Origin of the sequence: Pseudonocardia nematodicida (genome assembly GCF_040105385.1) — a bacterium.
GTDB classification, from domain to species: Bacteria; Actinomycetota; Actinomycetes; order Mycobacteriales; family Pseudonocardiaceae; genus Pseudonocardia; species Pseudonocardia nematodicida.
Genome location: NZ_JBEDNQ010000001.1, coordinates 1 through 16,565 on the forward strand (window position 1 = coordinate 1; position 16,565 = coordinate 16,565).

13 protein-coding genes and 1 pseudogene are annotated in these 16,565 nt (G+C 75.1%); 5 read left to right on the forward strand and 9 right to left on the reverse strand.

Annotated elements, in window-relative coordinates; all coding sequences use genetic code 11:
* Positions 1 to 159 precede the first annotated feature (159 nt).
* Positions 160 to 1,101: a methylmalonyl Co-A mutase-associated GTPase MeaB gene (gene meaB / locus WIS52_RS00005; RefSeq protein ID WP_349295937.1), complete on the forward strand. Its 942-nt coding sequence runs from the start codon at positions 160 to 162 to the stop codon at positions 1,099 to 1,101.
* Positions 1,102 to 1,147: 46 nt separating this feature from the next.
* Here the strand turns inward: meaB and WIS52_RS00010 are convergent, their stop codons facing one another.
* Positions 1,148 to 2,005 carry a helix-turn-helix domain-containing protein gene (locus WIS52_RS00010; RefSeq protein WP_349295938.1) on the reverse strand — a complete coding sequence of 286 codons (858 nt, stop codon included), beginning with the start codon at positions 2,003 to 2,005 and terminating at the stop codon, positions 1,148 to 1,150.
* Between the two features lie 292 nt (positions 2,006 to 2,297).
* Positions 2,298 to 2,801 carry a MarR family winged helix-turn-helix transcriptional regulator gene (locus WIS52_RS00015; protein ID WP_349295939.1) on the reverse strand — a complete coding sequence of 168 codons (504 nt, stop codon included), beginning with the start codon at positions 2,799 to 2,801 and terminating at the stop codon, positions 2,298 to 2,300.
* Between the two features lie 81 nt (positions 2,802 to 2,882).
* Between WIS52_RS00015 and WIS52_RS00020 the strand changes: the two genes are divergently transcribed.
* Complete coding sequence (locus tag WIS52_RS00020) at positions 2,883 to 3,194, forward strand: thiamine-binding protein (RefSeq protein WP_349295940.1); 312 nt, start codon at positions 2,883 to 2,885, stop codon at positions 3,192 to 3,194.
* Between the two features lie 106 nt (positions 3,195 to 3,300).
* Here WIS52_RS00020 and WIS52_RS00025 read toward each other — a convergent pair whose 3' ends face one another.
* Positions 3,301 to 3,546, reverse strand: coding sequence for a hypothetical protein (locus WIS52_RS00025; RefSeq protein WP_349295941.1), 246 nt, complete (start codon positions 3,544 to 3,546; stop codon positions 3,301 to 3,303).
* Positions 3,547 to 3,905: 359 nt separating this feature from the next.
* On the opposite strand from WIS52_RS00025, the gene WIS52_RS00030 reads away from it, so the two are divergent.
* From WIS52_RS00030 to WIS52_RS00040, 3 genes are all read left to right on the forward strand, one after another.
* A complete protein-coding gene (locus WIS52_RS00030; protein WP_349295942.1) occupies positions 3,906 to 4,871 on the forward strand; it encodes a tetratricopeptide repeat protein in 966 nt (321 codons plus the stop codon).
* A gap of 295 nt (positions 4,872 to 5,166) precedes the next feature.
* Positions 5,167 to 6,372 (forward strand): glycosyltransferase family 87 protein, encoded by a 1,206-nt coding sequence (locus WIS52_RS00035; protein ID WP_349295943.1) that lies wholly within the window; start codon positions 5,167 to 5,169, stop codon positions 6,370 to 6,372.
* Positions 6,373 to 6,415: 43 nt separating this feature from the next.
* A complete protein-coding gene (locus WIS52_RS00040; protein ID WP_349295944.1) occupies positions 6,416 to 7,705 on the forward strand; it encodes an MFS transporter in 1,290 nt (429 codons plus the stop codon).
* 820 nt (positions 7,706 to 8,525) lie between these two features.
* Here WIS52_RS00040 and glgB read toward each other — a convergent pair.
* From glgB to WIS52_RS00070, 6 genes and pseudogenes are all read right to left on the reverse strand, one after another.
* Positions 8,526 to 10,751, reverse strand: a pseudogene (gene glgB / locus WIS52_RS00045) (1,4-alpha-glucan branching protein GlgB); the annotation flags it as partial.
* 104 nt (positions 10,752 to 10,855) lie between these two features.
* Positions 10,856 to 11,746 carry an alpha/beta fold hydrolase gene (locus WIS52_RS00050; protein ID WP_349295945.1) on the reverse strand — a complete coding sequence of 297 codons (891 nt, stop codon included), beginning with the start codon at positions 11,744 to 11,746 and terminating at the stop codon, positions 10,856 to 10,858.
* A complete protein-coding gene (locus WIS52_RS00055) occupies positions 11,736 to 12,902 on the reverse strand; it encodes a glycosyltransferase (RefSeq protein ID WP_349296764.1) in 1,167 nt (388 codons plus the stop codon). The genes WIS52_RS00050 and WIS52_RS00055 overlap by 11 nt, the downstream gene beginning before the upstream one ends.
* 2 nt (positions 12,903 to 12,904) lie before the next feature.
* Positions 12,905 to 14,161, reverse strand: a complete 1,257-nt coding sequence (locus WIS52_RS00060; protein ID WP_349295946.1) for a glycosyltransferase — start codon at positions 14,159 to 14,161, stop codon at positions 12,905 to 12,907.
* The gene (locus WIS52_RS00065) at positions 14,149 to 14,823 is read right to left on the reverse strand and encodes a DedA family protein (protein ID WP_349295947.1); all 675 of its coding nucleotides are present in this window, start codon (positions 14,821 to 14,823) and stop codon (positions 14,149 to 14,151) included. Before WIS52_RS00065 ends, WIS52_RS00060 begins: the two co-directional genes overlap by 13 nt.
* Before the next feature lie 114 nt (positions 14,824 to 14,937).
* On the reverse strand, positions 14,938 to 16,353 hold the full coding sequence (locus WIS52_RS00070; protein ID WP_349295948.1) for a maltokinase N-terminal cap-like domain-containing protein: 1,416 nt from the start codon (positions 16,351 to 16,353) through the stop codon (positions 14,938 to 14,940).
* Between the last annotated feature and the right edge of the window lie 212 nt (positions 16,354 to 16,565).

Genomic DNA, 16,565 nt, shown 5'->3' on the forward strand with positions numbered 1-16,565 from the left:
ACAGAAGCAGCAGGTGGGCAAGTCGCTCGAAAGACACACAGGTCAGTCATGAGTCGGGCCACACCCGCCGCCTCTGTCACCAGCCCATCATCTTTGGACCGGCCCATCCACCCTCACAGTCATGAGTCGAGGCGGGGGGAGGGGAGAGAGCAGCGCAGCGTGACGGACGATCTGGTCGGGCGGGCTCTGGCGGGCGAGCAACTCGCCGTCGCCCGGCTGATCTCGATGGTGGAGAACGCGGGGCCGCGGCTGCGGGAGATCTCCGCCGCGCTCACCCCGCACACCGGGCGGGCGCACGTGGTGGGGCTGACCGGCGCACCCGGGGTCGGCAAGTCGACGTCCACCTCGGCCCTGGTCGGGGAGCTGCGTGCGCGCGGGCGGCGGGTCGGGGTGCTCGCCGTGGACCCGTCGTCGCCGTTCAGCGGGGGAGCGCTGCTGGGCGACCGGGTCCGGATGGGCGACCACGCGTCCGACGACGGCGTGTTCATCCGTTCCATGGCCACCCGCGGCCACCTGGGCGGGCTGTCCTGGGCGACCCCGCAGGCGCTGCGGGTGCTCGACGCGGCCGGCTGCGACGTGATTCTGGTCGAGACCGTCGGCGTCGGGCAGTCCGAGGTCGAGATCGTCGGGCTGGCCGACACGACCGTCGTGCTGCTCGCCCCCGGGATGGGGGACGGGGTGCAGGCGGCCAAGGCCGGGATCCTCGAGATCGGCGACGTGTTCGTGGTCAACAAGGCCGACCGGGACGGTGCCCGGCGGACCGTCCGGGAGCTGCGGAACATGCTGGCGTTGCGCGACGCCGGTCCGGGTGCCTGGGAACCGCCGGTGCTGTCCACGGTGGCCGCGCGGGCCGAGGGCATCGACGCGCTCGCCGACGCCCTCGACGAGCACCGGGTGTCGGCGACGGCGTCGGGTGAATGGGAGCGACGCCGCCGGGAGCGGGTCCGCCGGGAGATCGAGGCGATCGGGATGGAGCAGGTGCGCGCCCGGATGGAGCAGGTCCGCGGTGGGGACGCGCTCGACGAGCTCACCGGCCGGGTGCTCGCCGGTGAGCTCGATCCGTGGGCCGCGGCCGACGAGCTCCTCGACCGGACGGTCTGAGCCCACTGTTCCCGGGGCCCCGGCGGGCGGTCGGGTGGCCGGAGCGTCAGGGCACGCGCCCGTGCGCGCCGTGGCCGATCTCGACGTCCACCTCCGTCGGCGGACCCTGCCGGTCGACCCGCACCGGTGCGTCCCCGGCGCCGTGGGGCGCCCGCCCCTCCGCTCCGGGCGGCGTCGCGTGTGGATCGTCCGCGCCCGCGCCACGGCGGTGCGCGCCGGGGGAGTCCGATCCGTACTCGCGCAGCAGCCGGGCCCGCCGGTCTCGCACCGCCCCCGTCACGTCGTCGCGCCCGGACCGGCGCGCCGCGTCGTCCGCGACGCCGTAGCTCAGCCAGGCCCGGTCCGGCGCGCCCGACTCCCGCTCGCGGTCGCCGGCTCGCAGGGCCGCCCCGGCGAGGAGCCCGGCCAGCTCACGAGCCCGGGCCGGGTGCACACAGTGGACGAGCAGGTCCCGCAGCTGTGCGACCTGGGCGGCCAGCACGTCGTCGGCCGCCGCCGGGCCGAGCCGCTCGCCCAGATCCGCGGTGACCCGCAGCTGCTCGGTCAGCAGTGCCGTCTCCCCGGGCCCGACGGCGGCGGCGCGGGCCAGCGCGGCCCGCAGCCGGGCGCCTCCGTCCCGGTCCGCGGCCGGGCCGGCCGGTTCCAGGCCCAGACCGGCGGGGGTGCTTCCGTACAGCTCGGCGAGCAGCGCGCGGTGCTCGGGGCTGGGGGTCGCGTGCTCGTTCTCCCACCGGGACAGCTGGGTCTTGAGGCTTCCCGCGCGCGGGTCGCGCGCACCCCGCCGTGCGGCGAGGCCGGCCAGCTCCCGCGCCGCGTCCGCCTGGGACCAGCCGCGCGCGAGCCGCGCGGCGCGCAGACCACGAGCACCCGGACCCGCCGTTTCCGTCCCGCCGTCCCGGTCCACGACGGGCGATTCTGTCGGTCCCGAGCTCTATCGTCAACGCCGTTGCCGCAACCCGCGTCAACACCCGCGTCATCTCCCGGAGCCGCCGCGATGGAACTGATCGACTACGTCTGGTGTGTACTGCTCGCCGGAGCCTCCGGCGCGGTGGCCGGATGGGTGACCGTGCGTCGCATGCTGCGGATGCCGGTGCCGCCGCGCGGCTCGGTCATGCGGCACTGGCGCGGGCCGGGGCACGGTCCGCCGCCGCGCGGCCGGAGCGGTCGGAGGCGGCCGCGGTGAGCAGGTGCCGTGCTCAGTCGAAGTCGCCCGCCGCGCGACGCACCTCGCGCAGCAGCGAGGTCAGGCGCTCCTTCTCGTCGACGTCCAGGCCGCCGAGACCGAAGTCGATCCCGGTCACCGCGGCGGTCGCCTTCTCGAGCCGGGCCCGGCCCTCGGCGGTGAGCTCCACGAGCGTGGCCCGCCGATCCGTCGGGTGCGGGTTCCGGCGGACCAGACCGTCGCCCTGCAACCGGTCGACGATGTTGGTGACGCTGGTCGGGTGCAGTTGCAGCCGCTCGCCCATCACCCGCATCGGCAGGCTGCCGCGCCGCGCGAAGTCCAGCAGCACCAGGGCCTCGTACCGGGCGAAGGTCAGGCCGAGCGGCTTCAGCGCACCGTCCACCTCGGACAGCAGGATCTGCTGGACCCGCATGACGCTGGTGACGGCGGCCATCGTGCGCGACGGGCCGATCCGCGCCTCCCAGAGATCGGCCGCGCGCTGGATCGGGTCGAACGGCAGCGACCCGCGGTGCGTCATGGCCACGACGCTAGCAAGTCGATCGCCGTCCGCTCCCGCGCGCGACCCGACCGGCGCGCGCGGGCGTGGGAAGGTGGCCGCATGCTCTTCGCGTTCAGCATCGCGCCCTCGGGGTCGGACTCCGGGGACGGCAGCGTCGGTGCCGCCGTGGCCGAGGCGGTCCGGGTGGTCCGCGAGTCCGGCCTGCCGAACGAGACCACCGCCATGTTCACCACCATCGAGTCCGAGACATGGGACGAGGGGATGGCCGTGGTCAAGCGGGCGGTCGAGGCGGTGTCCGCGGTGTCGCCCCGGGTCAGCCTGGTGCTCAAGGCCGACATCCGGCCCGGCCACACCGGGCAGCTGCGGGCCAAGGTCGAGCGGGTGGAGGAGCACCTGCGCGAGGGATCCTGAGCGCCGGGCTCCGGAACGCCGACGGCCGGCGACGGGAGAGTCCGCCGCCGGCCGTCGCGAGCTCGGCCCGGGCGCGTGCCGCGCCCCGGTCCCGCCGGGGGTGTCGTCAGGCGATGATGCTGGTGAAGGTGAAGACCCCGACCAGCACGGCCAGGAAGCCGACGGTCATGCCGATCTGGCCGAGCTTCGTGGTCGCCGGCTGCCGGTACGCCATGAAGCCGGTGGCCAGGGCGGCCAGGCCCAGGATCCAGGCGATCAGCGGAACCAGGAACCCGGCGATCACGCCCAGGGCGCCCAGCGCCAGCGACACGTAGGCGAGGGTCGGCTTGGCTGCGGTCTGCACGTTGCTCATCTGGGGAAGTCCTCCGTCGCGGCCGGCGTCGTCCGGCGTCGCTCGTCGTCTCTCGGTCTCGCACCGGCCCGGAGTGCGGTGTCCGCGGTCCCGTTCCGGTCACGCAGGGTCATCGGGACGACCCTGCACGGTGTTCAACGAGTGGTCGGCCGTGGTGATGCTCCGCCGGTTCGGTGATCGTGGACGCAGCGTGCGTGCCGTCGGGCCCGGGCCACCCCGTGCCGGTGACGCGCAGCGCACGCGACACGGTCCCGCCCGCGGCCCGGCAGGCCCGGGGCGCGTCACACGTGGCACGCGCGCGTGCCAGGATGGGCGGCGTGTCTCGCCCAGATCCTCGTCAGGCGGCCCAGCGTGCGGCCATGTCCTCGGCCATGGCCGGAGCAGTCGATCTCTCCGGCCTGAAGGCCAGGGCGGAGGCGGCCGGGCGGCAGAGCACCGCCGGCGGCCAGGGCGGTGCCCCCGCCACGGCTCCCGGCGCCGACGGCGGCTCGGCCGGCGACTGGGTCGTCGACGCCACCGAGCAGGGCTTCCAGACCGAGGTCCTGGAGCCCTCGCTGCAAGTACCGGTCGTCGTCGAGCTGTGGGCCAGCCGCTACCCGCGCGAGGAGCAGCTCTCCGCCGAGCTGGAGCGGCTCGCCTCGACCGGTGGGGGCGCGTGGCGCCTGGCCCGGGTCGACATCGACACCCAGCCCCGGGTCGCCCAGGCGTTCGGGGTCCAGCAGGTGCCGATGCTGGTCGTGCTGGTCGGCGGTCAGCCGGTGGACGCGGTCAACGGGGCGGTCCCCGACGACCGGGCCGCCGAGTGGGTCCGGTCCCTGCTCGACGCGTTGCGCGACCGGATGCCGGCCATCGCCGAGGGCGAGCAGCGTGCCGCCGCGGCCGGGCCGGCCGACGACGAGCCCGTCGAGGAGCCCGAGGACCCGCGCTTCACCGCCGCGGAGGAGGCCCTCGAGCAGGGCGACTACGCCGCCGCCGAGGCCGCGTACCAGTCCGTGCTGGACGTCGAGCCGGCCAACGAGCAGGCGAAGGCCGCACTCGCGCAGGTCCGCTTCCTGGCCCGCGCCGAGCAGGCGGACCCGTCGGCGATCGAGCGTGCCGACGCCGCACCGGACGATGTCGACGCCCAGCTCGCCGCCGCCGACGCCGAGATGGCGCAGGACCGGGTGGAGGCCGCCTTCGCCCGGCTGGTGGACACCGTGGCCCGCACCTCGGACGACGAACGGGACCGGGCCCGCGGTCACCTGGTCGGGCTGTTCGAACTCTTCCCGCCGGACGACGGCCGGGTGAGCACGGCCCGCCGGGCGCTGGCCCGAGCCCTGTTCTGATCTCCGGCTCGGCGGCGCAGGCCCTCGACGTGACCGAGCAGGTCCGGCCCGCGCCGCCGAGGTGCCGGCTCCGGAGCCGCGCATCGTCCCCGGCCGTCTCCGGCCGCCGCCGCGGCGCCCGGAGTCCCGGATGAGCGCGCAGCGCCCTCGCCCCGAGTCCCGGATGAGCGCGCCGCGCCCGAGCGGTGTCCCGGGTTCGTCGCCCGCGGCGACGACGGACCCGCCACCGCCGGATCCCGGAGACCGGCCGGCCCGCGCGGCCCGGTGGCGCATCACGGCCCGGGGCGTGCGGCGCGTGTCGCCGGTCGTGACCGCCGCGGCCCTGATCACCGCGGTCCTGCTGCTGCTCCTCGGTCAGCCCCCGCTCCTGCGCTGGATCGGCGCGCCCGACGTGGAGCGCATGCACGTCGACTTCGACACCTTCTGGCGCTCGGCGCACGCCCTGGTCGTCGGCGGGTGGGGCAGCGGCACGATCTACGACACCGGCGCGGAGCTCAACAATCTCAACCCTCCCCTGATGTCGGTGCTGCTCGCACCGTTCGGGCTTCTCGACGCGCTGACCGCCTACCGGCTGTTCACCGTGCTGTCGGTCGTGCTGACGGGCGCCTCGGTCGCCCTGGTCTGCCGCGAACTCGAACTCGGCCGCGCGTGGACGGTACTGGGTGTCGGCGCGGTGCTGGCGTCGTCGCCGCTGCACGGCACGCTGCTGCTCGGCCAGATCTACCCGTTGCTCCTCGCCGGCCTGATGGCCGGGTGGCTGGCCGAGCGTCGCGGCCGTCCGGTCCTCGCCGCGGTCTGCTGGGGGATCACGGTCGCGGTCAAGCCGTCGCTGGCGCCGCTGCTGGTGCTGCCCGTGGTTCAGGGCCGCCTGCGCCCGTTCGCTGCCGGGCTGGCCGCGGCCGCGGTGGCGACCGTGGCCGGTGTCGTGGTGGCGGGCCCGTCCACCGCACTGCAGTGGCTCGCGATGGCACTGTCCGAACCTGTCGGCCCGACCATGGACAACGCGTCGCTGCCCGGCCAGGCCCTGCGGTGGGGGCTGCCGCCGGTCCTCGGCACGGTGGCGGGCGGGCTCCTGGTGATCGGCACCCTCGTGCTCGCCGCCCGCCGCACCCGCCGCTACGGGACGACCGCCGCGGCCGGGACCGACCCGGCCGGGACGCTCCCGTTCGCCGTCCTCGCGGCCGGGCTGCTCGCCGCGCCGATCTCCTGGCACAACTACCTGCTGCTGCTCTGGCCCGGCCTGCTGGTCCTGGTCGCGTCGGGCCGTCCCGGCGACACCCGGCGCCGGGTGGTCGCGGCGCTGTTCGCGCTCGCGACGATCCCGGTGAGCTGGGCCGATCTCTGGATCGACGGCGCGCCGCTCACCCCGCTCGGCCGGGCCCTCTACACCGCGATCCTGCTCGCCTGCTGGTGGACGTTGCTGCGGCCCGCAGTGGGCCCCGTACCGGGCGTTCCGGCCGGCTTCCGTTCTGCAGAAGGCGTGTTCCGACCGGCGCGCTGATCTCGGCACACTCCCGGCCACCGACGAGCGAGGAGGCCGACGGATGTCTGAGGTATCCCGGGGCGACGTAGCCCCCGGACCGGGGACCGGATCGCCGAAGCGGGGCGCCTGGGTGGCGACCCTGTGCTGGATCGCGGTGGCGCTGGAGGGTTTCGACCTGGTGGTGCTGGGCGTGGTGCTGCCCGCCCTGCTCGACGAGCCGACCTGGGGGCTGGACCCCGCGACCGGCTCACTGATCTCCACGGCCGGCCTGCTCGGCGTGATGGTGGGGGCGCTGGGCGCCGGACCGCTCGCCGACCGGCTCGGCCGGCGCCGGGCGATGCTGTGGACGGTCATCTCGTTCTCGGTGCTCAGCCTGCTCTGCGCGTTCGCCACCGGTCCGTGGACGTTCGGTGCGCTGCGGTTCCTCGCCGGTCTCGGGCTCGGCGGCGTACTGCCGGTCGCGATCGCGATGGTCAACGAGTACAGCACCCCCGGCCGCGGTGGCAGCTCGACGACGACGCTCATGACCGGTTACCACGTGGGTGCGGTCGCGACCGCGCTGCTCGGGATCTGGGTGATCCCGGCGTTCGGCTGGCAGTGGATGTTCATCCTCGGCACGATCCCGTCGGCGCTGTTCATCCCGCTGCTGTGGCGCTACTTGCCCGAGGACCCGCCGCCCGCCGCGACGTCCGCGTCCGGGCCCCGGGCACCCCGCAACCCGGTGGCCCAGCTGGTCAAGGACGGGTACCTGCCGTCGTCGATCGCGTTCTGGACCGCGTCGTTCATGGGTCTGCTGCTCGTGTACGGGCTGAACACCTGGCTCCCACAGATCATGCGGGCGGCCGGCTACGGCCTCGACGCTGCGCTGGCCCAGCTGCTGGTCCTCAACGTCGGCGCGGTGCTGGGGCTGCTGGTCGCCGGCCGCGTCGCGGACCGGATCGGCGTGCGTCCCGCCGTGCTCGTCTGGTTCAGCGGAGCGACGCTCTTCCTCGCCCTGCTGGCCGTGCGGATGCCCGGCGTCGGGGTCTACGCCGGCATCCTGCTGGCCGGCGTCTTCGTGTTCAGCTCGCAGGTGCTCGTCTACGCCTATGTCAGCCGGCACTACCCGGCGCATGCCCGCGCGTCGGCGATCGGCGCGGCCAGCGGCGTCGGACGGCTGGGCGCGATCTCGGGTCCGCTGGTCGGCGGGGCGTTGCTGCAGGCCGGGATCGCCTACCCGTGGGGCTTCTTCGCCTTCGCCGCGGTCGCCGCGCTGGGGGCCCTCGCGGTGCTGGCCGTCCGCCGCGCCGACGCCGGCGACGAGGCACCCGCGACCGGCGCACCGGCCGACCCCACCCCCGGCCCCCGCTGAGGGGTACGTGAGGGCCCTCTGGTTCGTTGATCGAACTACCCCCACGTACCCCTGGCGACGGTCGGCGGGGAACGGCGCATCGGGGGCGGGCTGCGCCCCGGGGATCCGGGTGCGGGTGTCAGTCCCGCGTGGGCGTTCCGGAGTCGGAGGCCCCGGTGCCCGAGGTTCCGGTGACGAACGAGCCGGTGCGGACGGCGCGGACACCGACCGTCCCGTCGGCCGGTGCGACGGTGCTCGAGACCGGGCCGTCGGCGGGGGCGTCGTCGGCGAGGTCGGGGTGGTCCGGGCCGGACGGTTCCAGGTCCGACGCCCCGGTCCCGGACGCGTCGTCGACGTCCGGGGCCGGCGTATCGGTCGGAGCGGACCCTACGGGGTCGGCGGCGGGTTCGCCGGCGGCCTGCGGAGCGTCCGGAGCGGACCCGGCCGGAACAACCGGCTCGGGGACCGACACCTCCGGTGCCGTCGTCGCGACCGCGCCGGCCACCTCACCGGCCGGCGGCGCCGGGGTGGAAGGACCAGGCAACGCATCGACCGGGTCCACCGGGGCCGGGTCGCCGTCGACCGCCCCGGGCAGGTCCGGTGACGCGCCGATCGGGTCCGGCAGGTCCGGGTCCTCGTCGTACGCGTGCGACGGCGACGGCACCGACGGCACCGGGGCCGGGCCGACGGGACCGAGGGCGCGGTAGCCGTCGTCCGGGGTCACCGGGGCGTCGACGTCGGTGTCCTCGGGCTCGGCGGGCACCGCCTCGAACGGCAGCCGCGCGGGCACCGACCCGGCCGGCACCTCGGCCGCGGCCGCGGAGTGCACGGGACCACCGGTCTCCTCCGGCACCAGCCACAGCACGCCCGACGGCGGCAGCCGGAGCACCGCCGAGGCGGGCTGGCCGTGCCAGAACACCTGCTCCGCCCGGACCCGGCCCATGTTCCCCACGCCGGACCCGCCGTAGCTGGTCGCGTCGGTGTTGACCACCTCGGTCCAGTTGCCCGCGAACGGCAGGCCGACCCGGTAGTCGTCGCGGGGCTGGCCGGAGAAGTTCGCGACGCAGGCCAGCACGGTGGGGCGGCCGGCGGCGTCGACCCCCTGGCGCAGGAACGAGAAGACGTTGCCGGTGGCGTCGTTGGCGTCGATCCAGGCGAAACCGTCCGGGGTGGTGTCCCGCGACCACAGCGCGGACTGCGCGCGGTAGGTCCGGTTCAGGTCGCCGACCAGCGTGGTGATCCCGCCGTGCAGCGGCTCCTCGGCCTGCAGGTGCCAGTCGAGCGAGCGCTGCTCGGACCACTCCCGGGGCTGGCCGAACTCGCCGCCCATGAACAGCAGCTGCTTGCCCGGGTGTGCCCACATGTAGGCGAGCAGCGCGCGGACCCCGGCGGCCTTGTTCCAGTCGTCGCCGGGCATCCGGGTCCACAGTGAACCCTTGCCGTGCACGACCTCGTCGTGGCTGATCGGCAGTACGTAGTTCTCGCTGAAGGCGTACATCAGCGAGAACGTCATCTGGTTGTGGTGGTAGCTGCGGTGGATGGGGTCGCGCCCGGTGTAGTCGAGCGTGTCGTGCATCCAGCCCATGTTCCACTTGAACCCGAAGCCGAGCCCGCCCATGTAGGTGGGCCGGGTGACGCCGGGCCACGCGGTGGACTCCTCGGCGATCGTGACGACGCCCGGGTGCTCCCGGTAGACGGTCGCGTTCATCTCCTGCAGGAACGCCACCGCGTCCAGGTTCTCCCGTCCACCGTGGACGTTCGGCAGCCACTGGCCGTCGGCGCGGGAGTAGTCGAGGTAGAGCATCGAGGCGACGGCGTCGACCCGCAGGCCGTCGATGTGGAACGACTCCAGCCAGTACAGCGCGTTCGCGACGAGGAAGTTGCGCACCTCGTTGCGGCCGAAGTCGAACACCAGCGTGCCCCAGTCGGGCTGCTCGCCGCGGCGCGGGTCGGCGTGCTCGTAGCAGGCCGTGCCGTCGAACCGGGCCAGCGCCCACTCGTCGCGCGGGAAGTGCGCGGGCACCCAGTCGACGATCACGCCGTAGCCGGCCCGGTGCAGCCGGTCCACGAAGTACCGGAAGTCGTCCGGGGTGCCGAACCGCGCCGTCGGCGCGTAGTACGAGGTGACCTGGTAGCCCCACGACCCGCCGAACGGGTGCTCGGCCACCGGGAGCAGCTCGACGTGGGTGAACCCGGTGCCGTCCAGATAGGACACCAGGCGCTCGGCGATCTCCCGGTAGTCCAGGCCGGGGACCCAGGAGCCGAGATGCATCTCGTAGACGCTCATCGGCTCCTCGTGCGGGCGCCGCTCGGCGCGCGCGGCCATCCACTCCTGGTCCTGCCACTCGTGGACCGGTGCGGTCACCACCGACGCCGTCTGCGGCGGGATCTCGGTCGCGAAGGCCATCGGGTCGGCCTTGTCCCGCCAGCGGCCGTCCGGCCCGAGGATCCGGTACTTGTAGCGGGACCCGACGCCGACGCCGGGCAGGAAGATCTCCCAGACCCCGGAGTCGCCCAGCGAGCGCATCGGCAGCCACCAGCCGGCCCAGCCGTCGAAGTCGCCGGTGACCCGGATGCCACGGGCGTTCGGCGCCCACACCGCGAAGCTGGTGCCCGACACCGGGCCCGAGGCGGTCTCGTAGTCGCGCACCCGCGCGCCGAGGACGTCCCAGAGCCGCTCGTGCCGGCCCTCGCCGATCAGGTGCAGGTCGAGGGTGCCCAGCGTCGGGAGCCAGCGGTACGGGTCGTCGACGACCTCGTCGGTCGTCCCGCCCGCGCCGTCGTCGAAGCGCACCAGCAGCCGGTAGTCACCACCCGAGCCGGGGACCACGCCGGAGAACAGCCCGGCGTCGTGCACCTTGGTCAGCTCGTGGGCCAGCTCCCGCTCACCGTTCGGGAGCACCGCCACCGAGACGGCGTGCGGGCGCAGGACGCGGACCACGGTCCCGTCGGCGTGCGGGTGCGCGCCGAGGACGCCGTGCGGGTCGTGGTGCGCACCGCCCAGGAGCCGGTCGATCGTCGCCTGATCCGGCGCGTGCGCGGTCTCGGCGTCAGCGGTCGCTCGCAGCTCCTCGGAGGTCACCTGCGGAACCGTACTGGCAGCGGCGCCTGCTCGCCGACCGCGGTGGGGGCGTGTCCCGCACCCGGGTGGTGCAGTGCGGTCCCGGCAGGTCAGAGCGGTGCCGAGGCCCCCGCCGGCCACCATCCGGCGACAGTGTCGGCGGCTTCCGTGACCGCCTCGTAATGAACCAGATGCCCGACGCCGCCGAGGATGCGCAGCGTGGCCCGCGGCAGCCGCGCGACCAGCCGCCGCTGCGAGTCGGCCGGTGCGAGGTCGTCGCGCTCCGCACCGACGACGAGCGTCGGCGCGGTGAGCGCGTGCGCGTGGTCGAGCACGGTGTCGCGCACCGACGATCCGAACGTCTGCAGGACGACGTCACGGTCGGCGAACGAGTCGGCCTGCCGCAGGTGTTCCTGCCGGACGAACCGGCGCATCCGCGGGTCCCTGCTGACCGTCATCAGCTCGCTCATCGCGATCGCGACCAGCCGGGCGCCGATCAGCGCGCGGGCGGGGCGGGCGGGCAGCACGCGGGCCAGTCCGTAGTAGCCGCGGGTGACGGCGACGGCGGCGCGCCGGGAGGCGTCCAGCGGCAGCGCCGAGATCGGGTTGAGCAGGACGACGCCGCGGTGGACGGCTCCGCGGGCGACCGCGGCGGCCACCACGACCGAGCCGAACGAGTGCCCGAGCAGGATCTCCGGCGCGAAGGGTTCCCCGAGCTCCCGGCACAGCGCGACCAGCCAGGCCGCGTACCCGTCGGCGTCGTGCGTCCCGGGCAGCGGCGTCGAGACCCCGCAGCCGGGCAGGTCGGGGACGAGCACGCGGTAGCCGCGCCCGGCCAGCTCGCGGGCGATCGGTTCGAGTCCGAAGTGGGTGCCGCGGAAGCCGTGCACGGCGAGGATCGTGGGCGCACCGGTGTCGCCGTAGGTGAAGACGGCCGTGCGCGACCCGGCGACGTCGAGGAGTCGCGGCGCCGATGCGACCCGGCTCGGATCAGGCGACACGGTGCTCCTTCGAGGCCGTCCGGTAGACGTCCAGCATCTGCTCGGTCAGCCGGCTCTGGACGAACAGCCCCGACGGCCGGTCGGGCGGCCCCGGCGCGGCGAGAGCGGCGACCAGCGAGCGGACCGCGGCGGTGAGTGCGGGCACGCCGTCGTCGGCCACGGTGTGCCGCCACCGCTCCGGGATGTCCCGGGCGATCCCCTTGTCGCGCACCAGCACCGGCGTGCCCAGCGCGACGGCCTCGTAGAGCGTCAGGCCCTGGGTCTCGTAGCCCAGCGAGCTCTGGACGACCGCGTCGGCGTGCCGCATCGCCCGGAGCACGGCGTCGTGGGAGACGGCGCCGTGGAACCGCACCCGCTCGGCGACCCCGAGCCGGCCGGCCAGGGTGCGGCACCGTCCGAGGTCGCTGCCCGAGCCGTAGACGTGCAGCTCGGCGTCGACGCGGGCGTCCGCGAAGGCCCGGACCAGCTCGTCGAGCCGCTTCTCCCGGCTGACCCGGCCCGGCCACACGAGCACCGGGCGGTCGTGCCGCTGCGCGGGCTCCTCGCGCAGGGCGTCGGCCACGCGGTCGTCGACCCCGGTGGGGATCACGTGCACCGGGCGGGTGACGCCGTAGCCGGCCAGGTGGTCGGCGAAGTGCGAGCTGGGCGCGACCAGGGCGTCGGCGGCGTCGGCGAAGGCGCGGACGTACCCGGCGACGTCGGTGACCGGCTCGCAGCGCAGGTGCCGGCGGTGCTCGGCGTACATCAGCCGCAGCACCGGGCCCGGGAACGGCACGACCGCCGGCAGCCCGACCTCGACGTTGGTGTGCACCGTGTGCACGACGGGCAGGTCGTGCCGCCGGGCGAAGCGGTACCCGGTCCAGGCGCCCCAGAAGTCCGCCTGGACGTGCACGACGTCCATCGGCGGCCGGGCGGCGAACCCGCGGTCGACGGCCCGGTCGGCCCGGGTCCCGGCGACCGTCATGCCGTACCCGCCGCCGAGCGGTACCGCGGGCAGCGCCACGACGGCGTCGTCACGGGCGGAGCGGGGCGACCGGGGCGCGACGACGGTCACCGTGTGACCGGCGCGCTGCAGGAACTCCCGCTGCAGCCGCACCGAGACCTGCTGGCCGCCCAGCGTCGCCGGATGCTGGTCGCTGAAGATCGCGACGTGCATCGTCACCGGTTCCCGTCGCTGCGCGCCATCCGGGAGCGGGCCGGCGTGGTGGACCGGAGCACCCGGACGGCCGGCCCGGGCCGGGACGGAAGCCGGGTCCGGTAGAGCTCCTCGAACGCGTCGAGGGTGGCGGGCATCGTGTGGTCGGCCACGATCCGCAGGCTCGCCTCGCTCATCGCGGCCGCCGCGCCGGCGTCGGACAGCACCCGGACCAGCGCCGCGGCGAGCGCGTCGACGTCGCCGTGCGGGTAGCGGAAGCCGTTCTCGCCGTGGTGGACCAGGTGCGGCAGCGCGCCGGCGTCGACCGCGACGACCGGCTTCCCGGTCGCCATCGCCTCCAGCGTGACCAGGCTCTGCAGCTCGGCGGTCCCGGCGTTGACGAACACGTCGAGCGCGGCGTAGACGTCCGGGAGCTCGTCGTCGGACAGCCGCCCGGTGAAGGTGACCGCGTCCGCCACCCCGGCCACGCGCACCGCGGCGTCGAGCCGGGGGCGCTGCTCGCCGTCGCCGACGACCAGCAGCCGGGCGTCCGGGACCTGCCGGCGCACGACGGCGAGGGCGCGCACGATCTCGTCGACGTGCTTCTCGTGGTCCAGCCGTCCGACGAACCCGGCCAGCGGCCCGTCCGGGATGCCGTGCCGGGCCCGGAACGCCGGCCCGCGGCCGGTGCTGTCGGGGTGGAACCGGGCGGTGTCGAGGCCGTTGGAGACCGGCAGGATCGGGCCGGGGACGCCGTGCCGTTCGGCCAGCTCGGCGGCGTGCGGGGTCGGTGCGGTGATCACCCGGGCCCGGCGCAGCACCCGCGCGGCGTCCCACCAGAACAGCCGGCGGAGCTTCTCCGGCGGCAGGTGCAGGAAGCTGATCGCGGGCAGGATGTTGTCCGCGATCATGTGCGTGGTCGCCACCGTCGGGATGCCCAGGTCGGCCGCGGCCGAGAGCAGCATCCGGCCGAGGATCATGTGGCTCTGCACGTGCACGACGTCCGGCCGCACGCGCAGCAGCAGGTTCTGCGCGGTCCGGTACAGGCCGAACGGCGGGCAGATCCGGAACTCTGCCGGCCGGGGGACCGGCATCGACCGGATCCGGTGCTCGACCACCGGACCGACCTGCCGCGCCGGCCGGCTGCGGAACCCGCGGGCGGGGGCCGCGACGTGCACCTCGTGCCCGCGCTCGGCCAGCCCGGCGGCGAGCCGGCGGGCGGCGTAGCAGGCCCCGTTGACGTCGGGGGCCCAGGTGTCGGCGCCGATCAGGACGCGCACACGTTCTCCTTCCGCGGGGCCCTGGCACGCACGTACAGCGCGCGCCCGGCGACCAGCACGAGTCCGGCGGCGAGCCCGGCCGCCACGATGATCCACGGTCGGTCGGCGAGCTCCGCGGCGAACCGGCCTCCGACCAGCCAGCCGAACCCGACCAGCACCGCTCCCCGCACGGCGGAGACCGGCACCACCCAGGCCAGGAAACGGCGGTACTGCACACCGGCCAGGCCGATGGTCAGGAACGCGGGGATCGCCCCGATGTCGACCAGCTTCGCCCCGAGCACCACCCGGGGCAGGTTGTCCTGCACCGCCACGCTGACCTTCTCCCGGCGCCGGTCGGTGAGCCCGAGCCGGACCAGCAGCGGTGCCACCCGGGAGTCCCGGCCGCTGCGGCCGAGGAGGTAGAACACGGTGTCGGACACCACGTCGGCGATCACGGCGACCAGCCAGACCGCCCACCAGCTCAGCAGCCCGGCCCCGGCCAGCGACCCGGCGACGACGGTGACCACGGGGCCCTCGAGGACCACGCCGACCGCGAGCAGGGCAAGTGCCCACCCGACCGCGCTGGGCGCGGGGGCGATCACCAGCCCGAGCACGTCGTCCACCAGCGACGGAACGCCTCCGGCGACGGCGGCCGTGACCGGGCTCATCGGAATGCCCGGCATCGTCGTGTCATCGAGATCCTCCTGTTCGGAGGATTCCACGATCCCGCGGACCCGTGCCGGGTGGGTCGGGCGTTCACCCGGCGAAGTGAAACGGAAGCTCCGGTGGAGACCCGGTTACGTGACCGGCCCAGAAGTGCTACGCGCAATGGCGCTCAACGGGATCGGCAGCCAGGACGGACGGCTCCGGGTCTCGTAGAGCACCTGGTAGACGGCCTTGTCGAGCTCGTAGGCGCGCAGCAGTGCGGCCTGGCCGCGGGGATCGGCGCCGCCGCGCGCGGCGTATCCGGCGCAGAAGGCGTCGCGATTCCCTCTCGCCCAGTCGTGTGCCGCCCGCGACGCGGGGGTGTCCGAATCGAGACCTGCGCCGGGCGTGTCGTTCCCACCCGAATGGGTCAGGAGGTGGTGGAACGCGGCGTAGTCGAAGGAGAACAGCATCCCGACGACGTCGCGGACCGCCGCGTCGGGTGCCCGCCGCTCCTGCGGGGTGGCGGCCGGCTCACCCTCGAAGTCGATCAGGAGCCAGTGCCCGTCGGGGGCCCGCAGCGCCTGGCCGAGGTGCAGGTCGCCGTGCACCCGCTGGACGGTGACCGGCTCGCCCAGCGCGCCGACCTCGTCGTAGACGGCGCGGATCGCGGGGACGTGCGGGGCGAGCACCGGCACCTGGGCGGCGACGGTCTCCAGCCGGGAGGTCCAGTAGGCGGCCATCGCGCGCGGGTCGGCCTCGGAGGTACCCAGCTCGTCCCGGAGCGCGACGTGCACGTCGGCCAGGGCCTCGCCGAGCGCGCGGGCGTCGGGAGTGAAGTCGGCTCCGTCCCGGACCGCCACCACGGCCCGCTCCCAGCCGTCCTCGGACCCGGCGGCGAACTCCTGGAGCAGGCCGAACGTGGCCGCCTCGCCGTTCAGCGACCCCTCGATCCCGCCCTGCAGCGCCGCGACCGACCGTGAGCCGGCGGCGCGCAGCGCCCGGTGCAGCTCCAGGTCCGGGTTCGGGCCGGGGGACAGGCGCCGGTAGACCTTGAGGATGGACTCCTCGCCCCAGCGGACCGAGGTGTTCGACTGCTCGGCGTCGACCACCCGGCCGGGCTCGTCGAGGGGCAGTTCCACGCCGGGCTCCGGGACGAACTCGAGGCCGCCGACGCTCTCGTGCCGGGCGATCGCGCCGAGCAGCCGGCCGGTGACGGCCGGGTCGTGCAGACCGTCGTAGAGGACGGCTCCACCCACCTCACCGATCACCGGGCCGAGGCTCGTTCCGCCGGCGCCCCTCTCGGCGGTACCGAGCTCCGGGCCCGCCTCGGGCCGCCGGGCGAGGTGCAGTTGGTAGTGCCGGTCGGGGCCGTCGGTGAACCCGACGGCGAGCACCACGAGATCCAGGGAGAGCAGGCCGTCGGGGGTGGGCAGCCCGATCCGCTCGGCGACCCGGAGGGAGGCGAGCGGCCGGCCCTTCTCCGCGAACCAGCGGCGCCCCGGCAGCCAGCCGCGCAGCAGCTCGGGCAGCGCCGTGATGTGGTCGGGTCCTCCGGTCGGGCCCACGCGTCGTCCTCCTCCTGCCGGGCGTCGTCGGTGCCGGCGATGATCTCGCCGGGGACGCCGCCCGTGCCACCGGTGCGCGCTGTACACGCTGGGGCGAACCCTAACCGGCGCCCGCGATCCGGGCCGGGTGCGCGCCCGTCCCACTGGTACTGTCCGTGGCGGAATGATCACCTGATGGTCACGGGCGGTCACCAACCCGCGGAGTCCCTGCC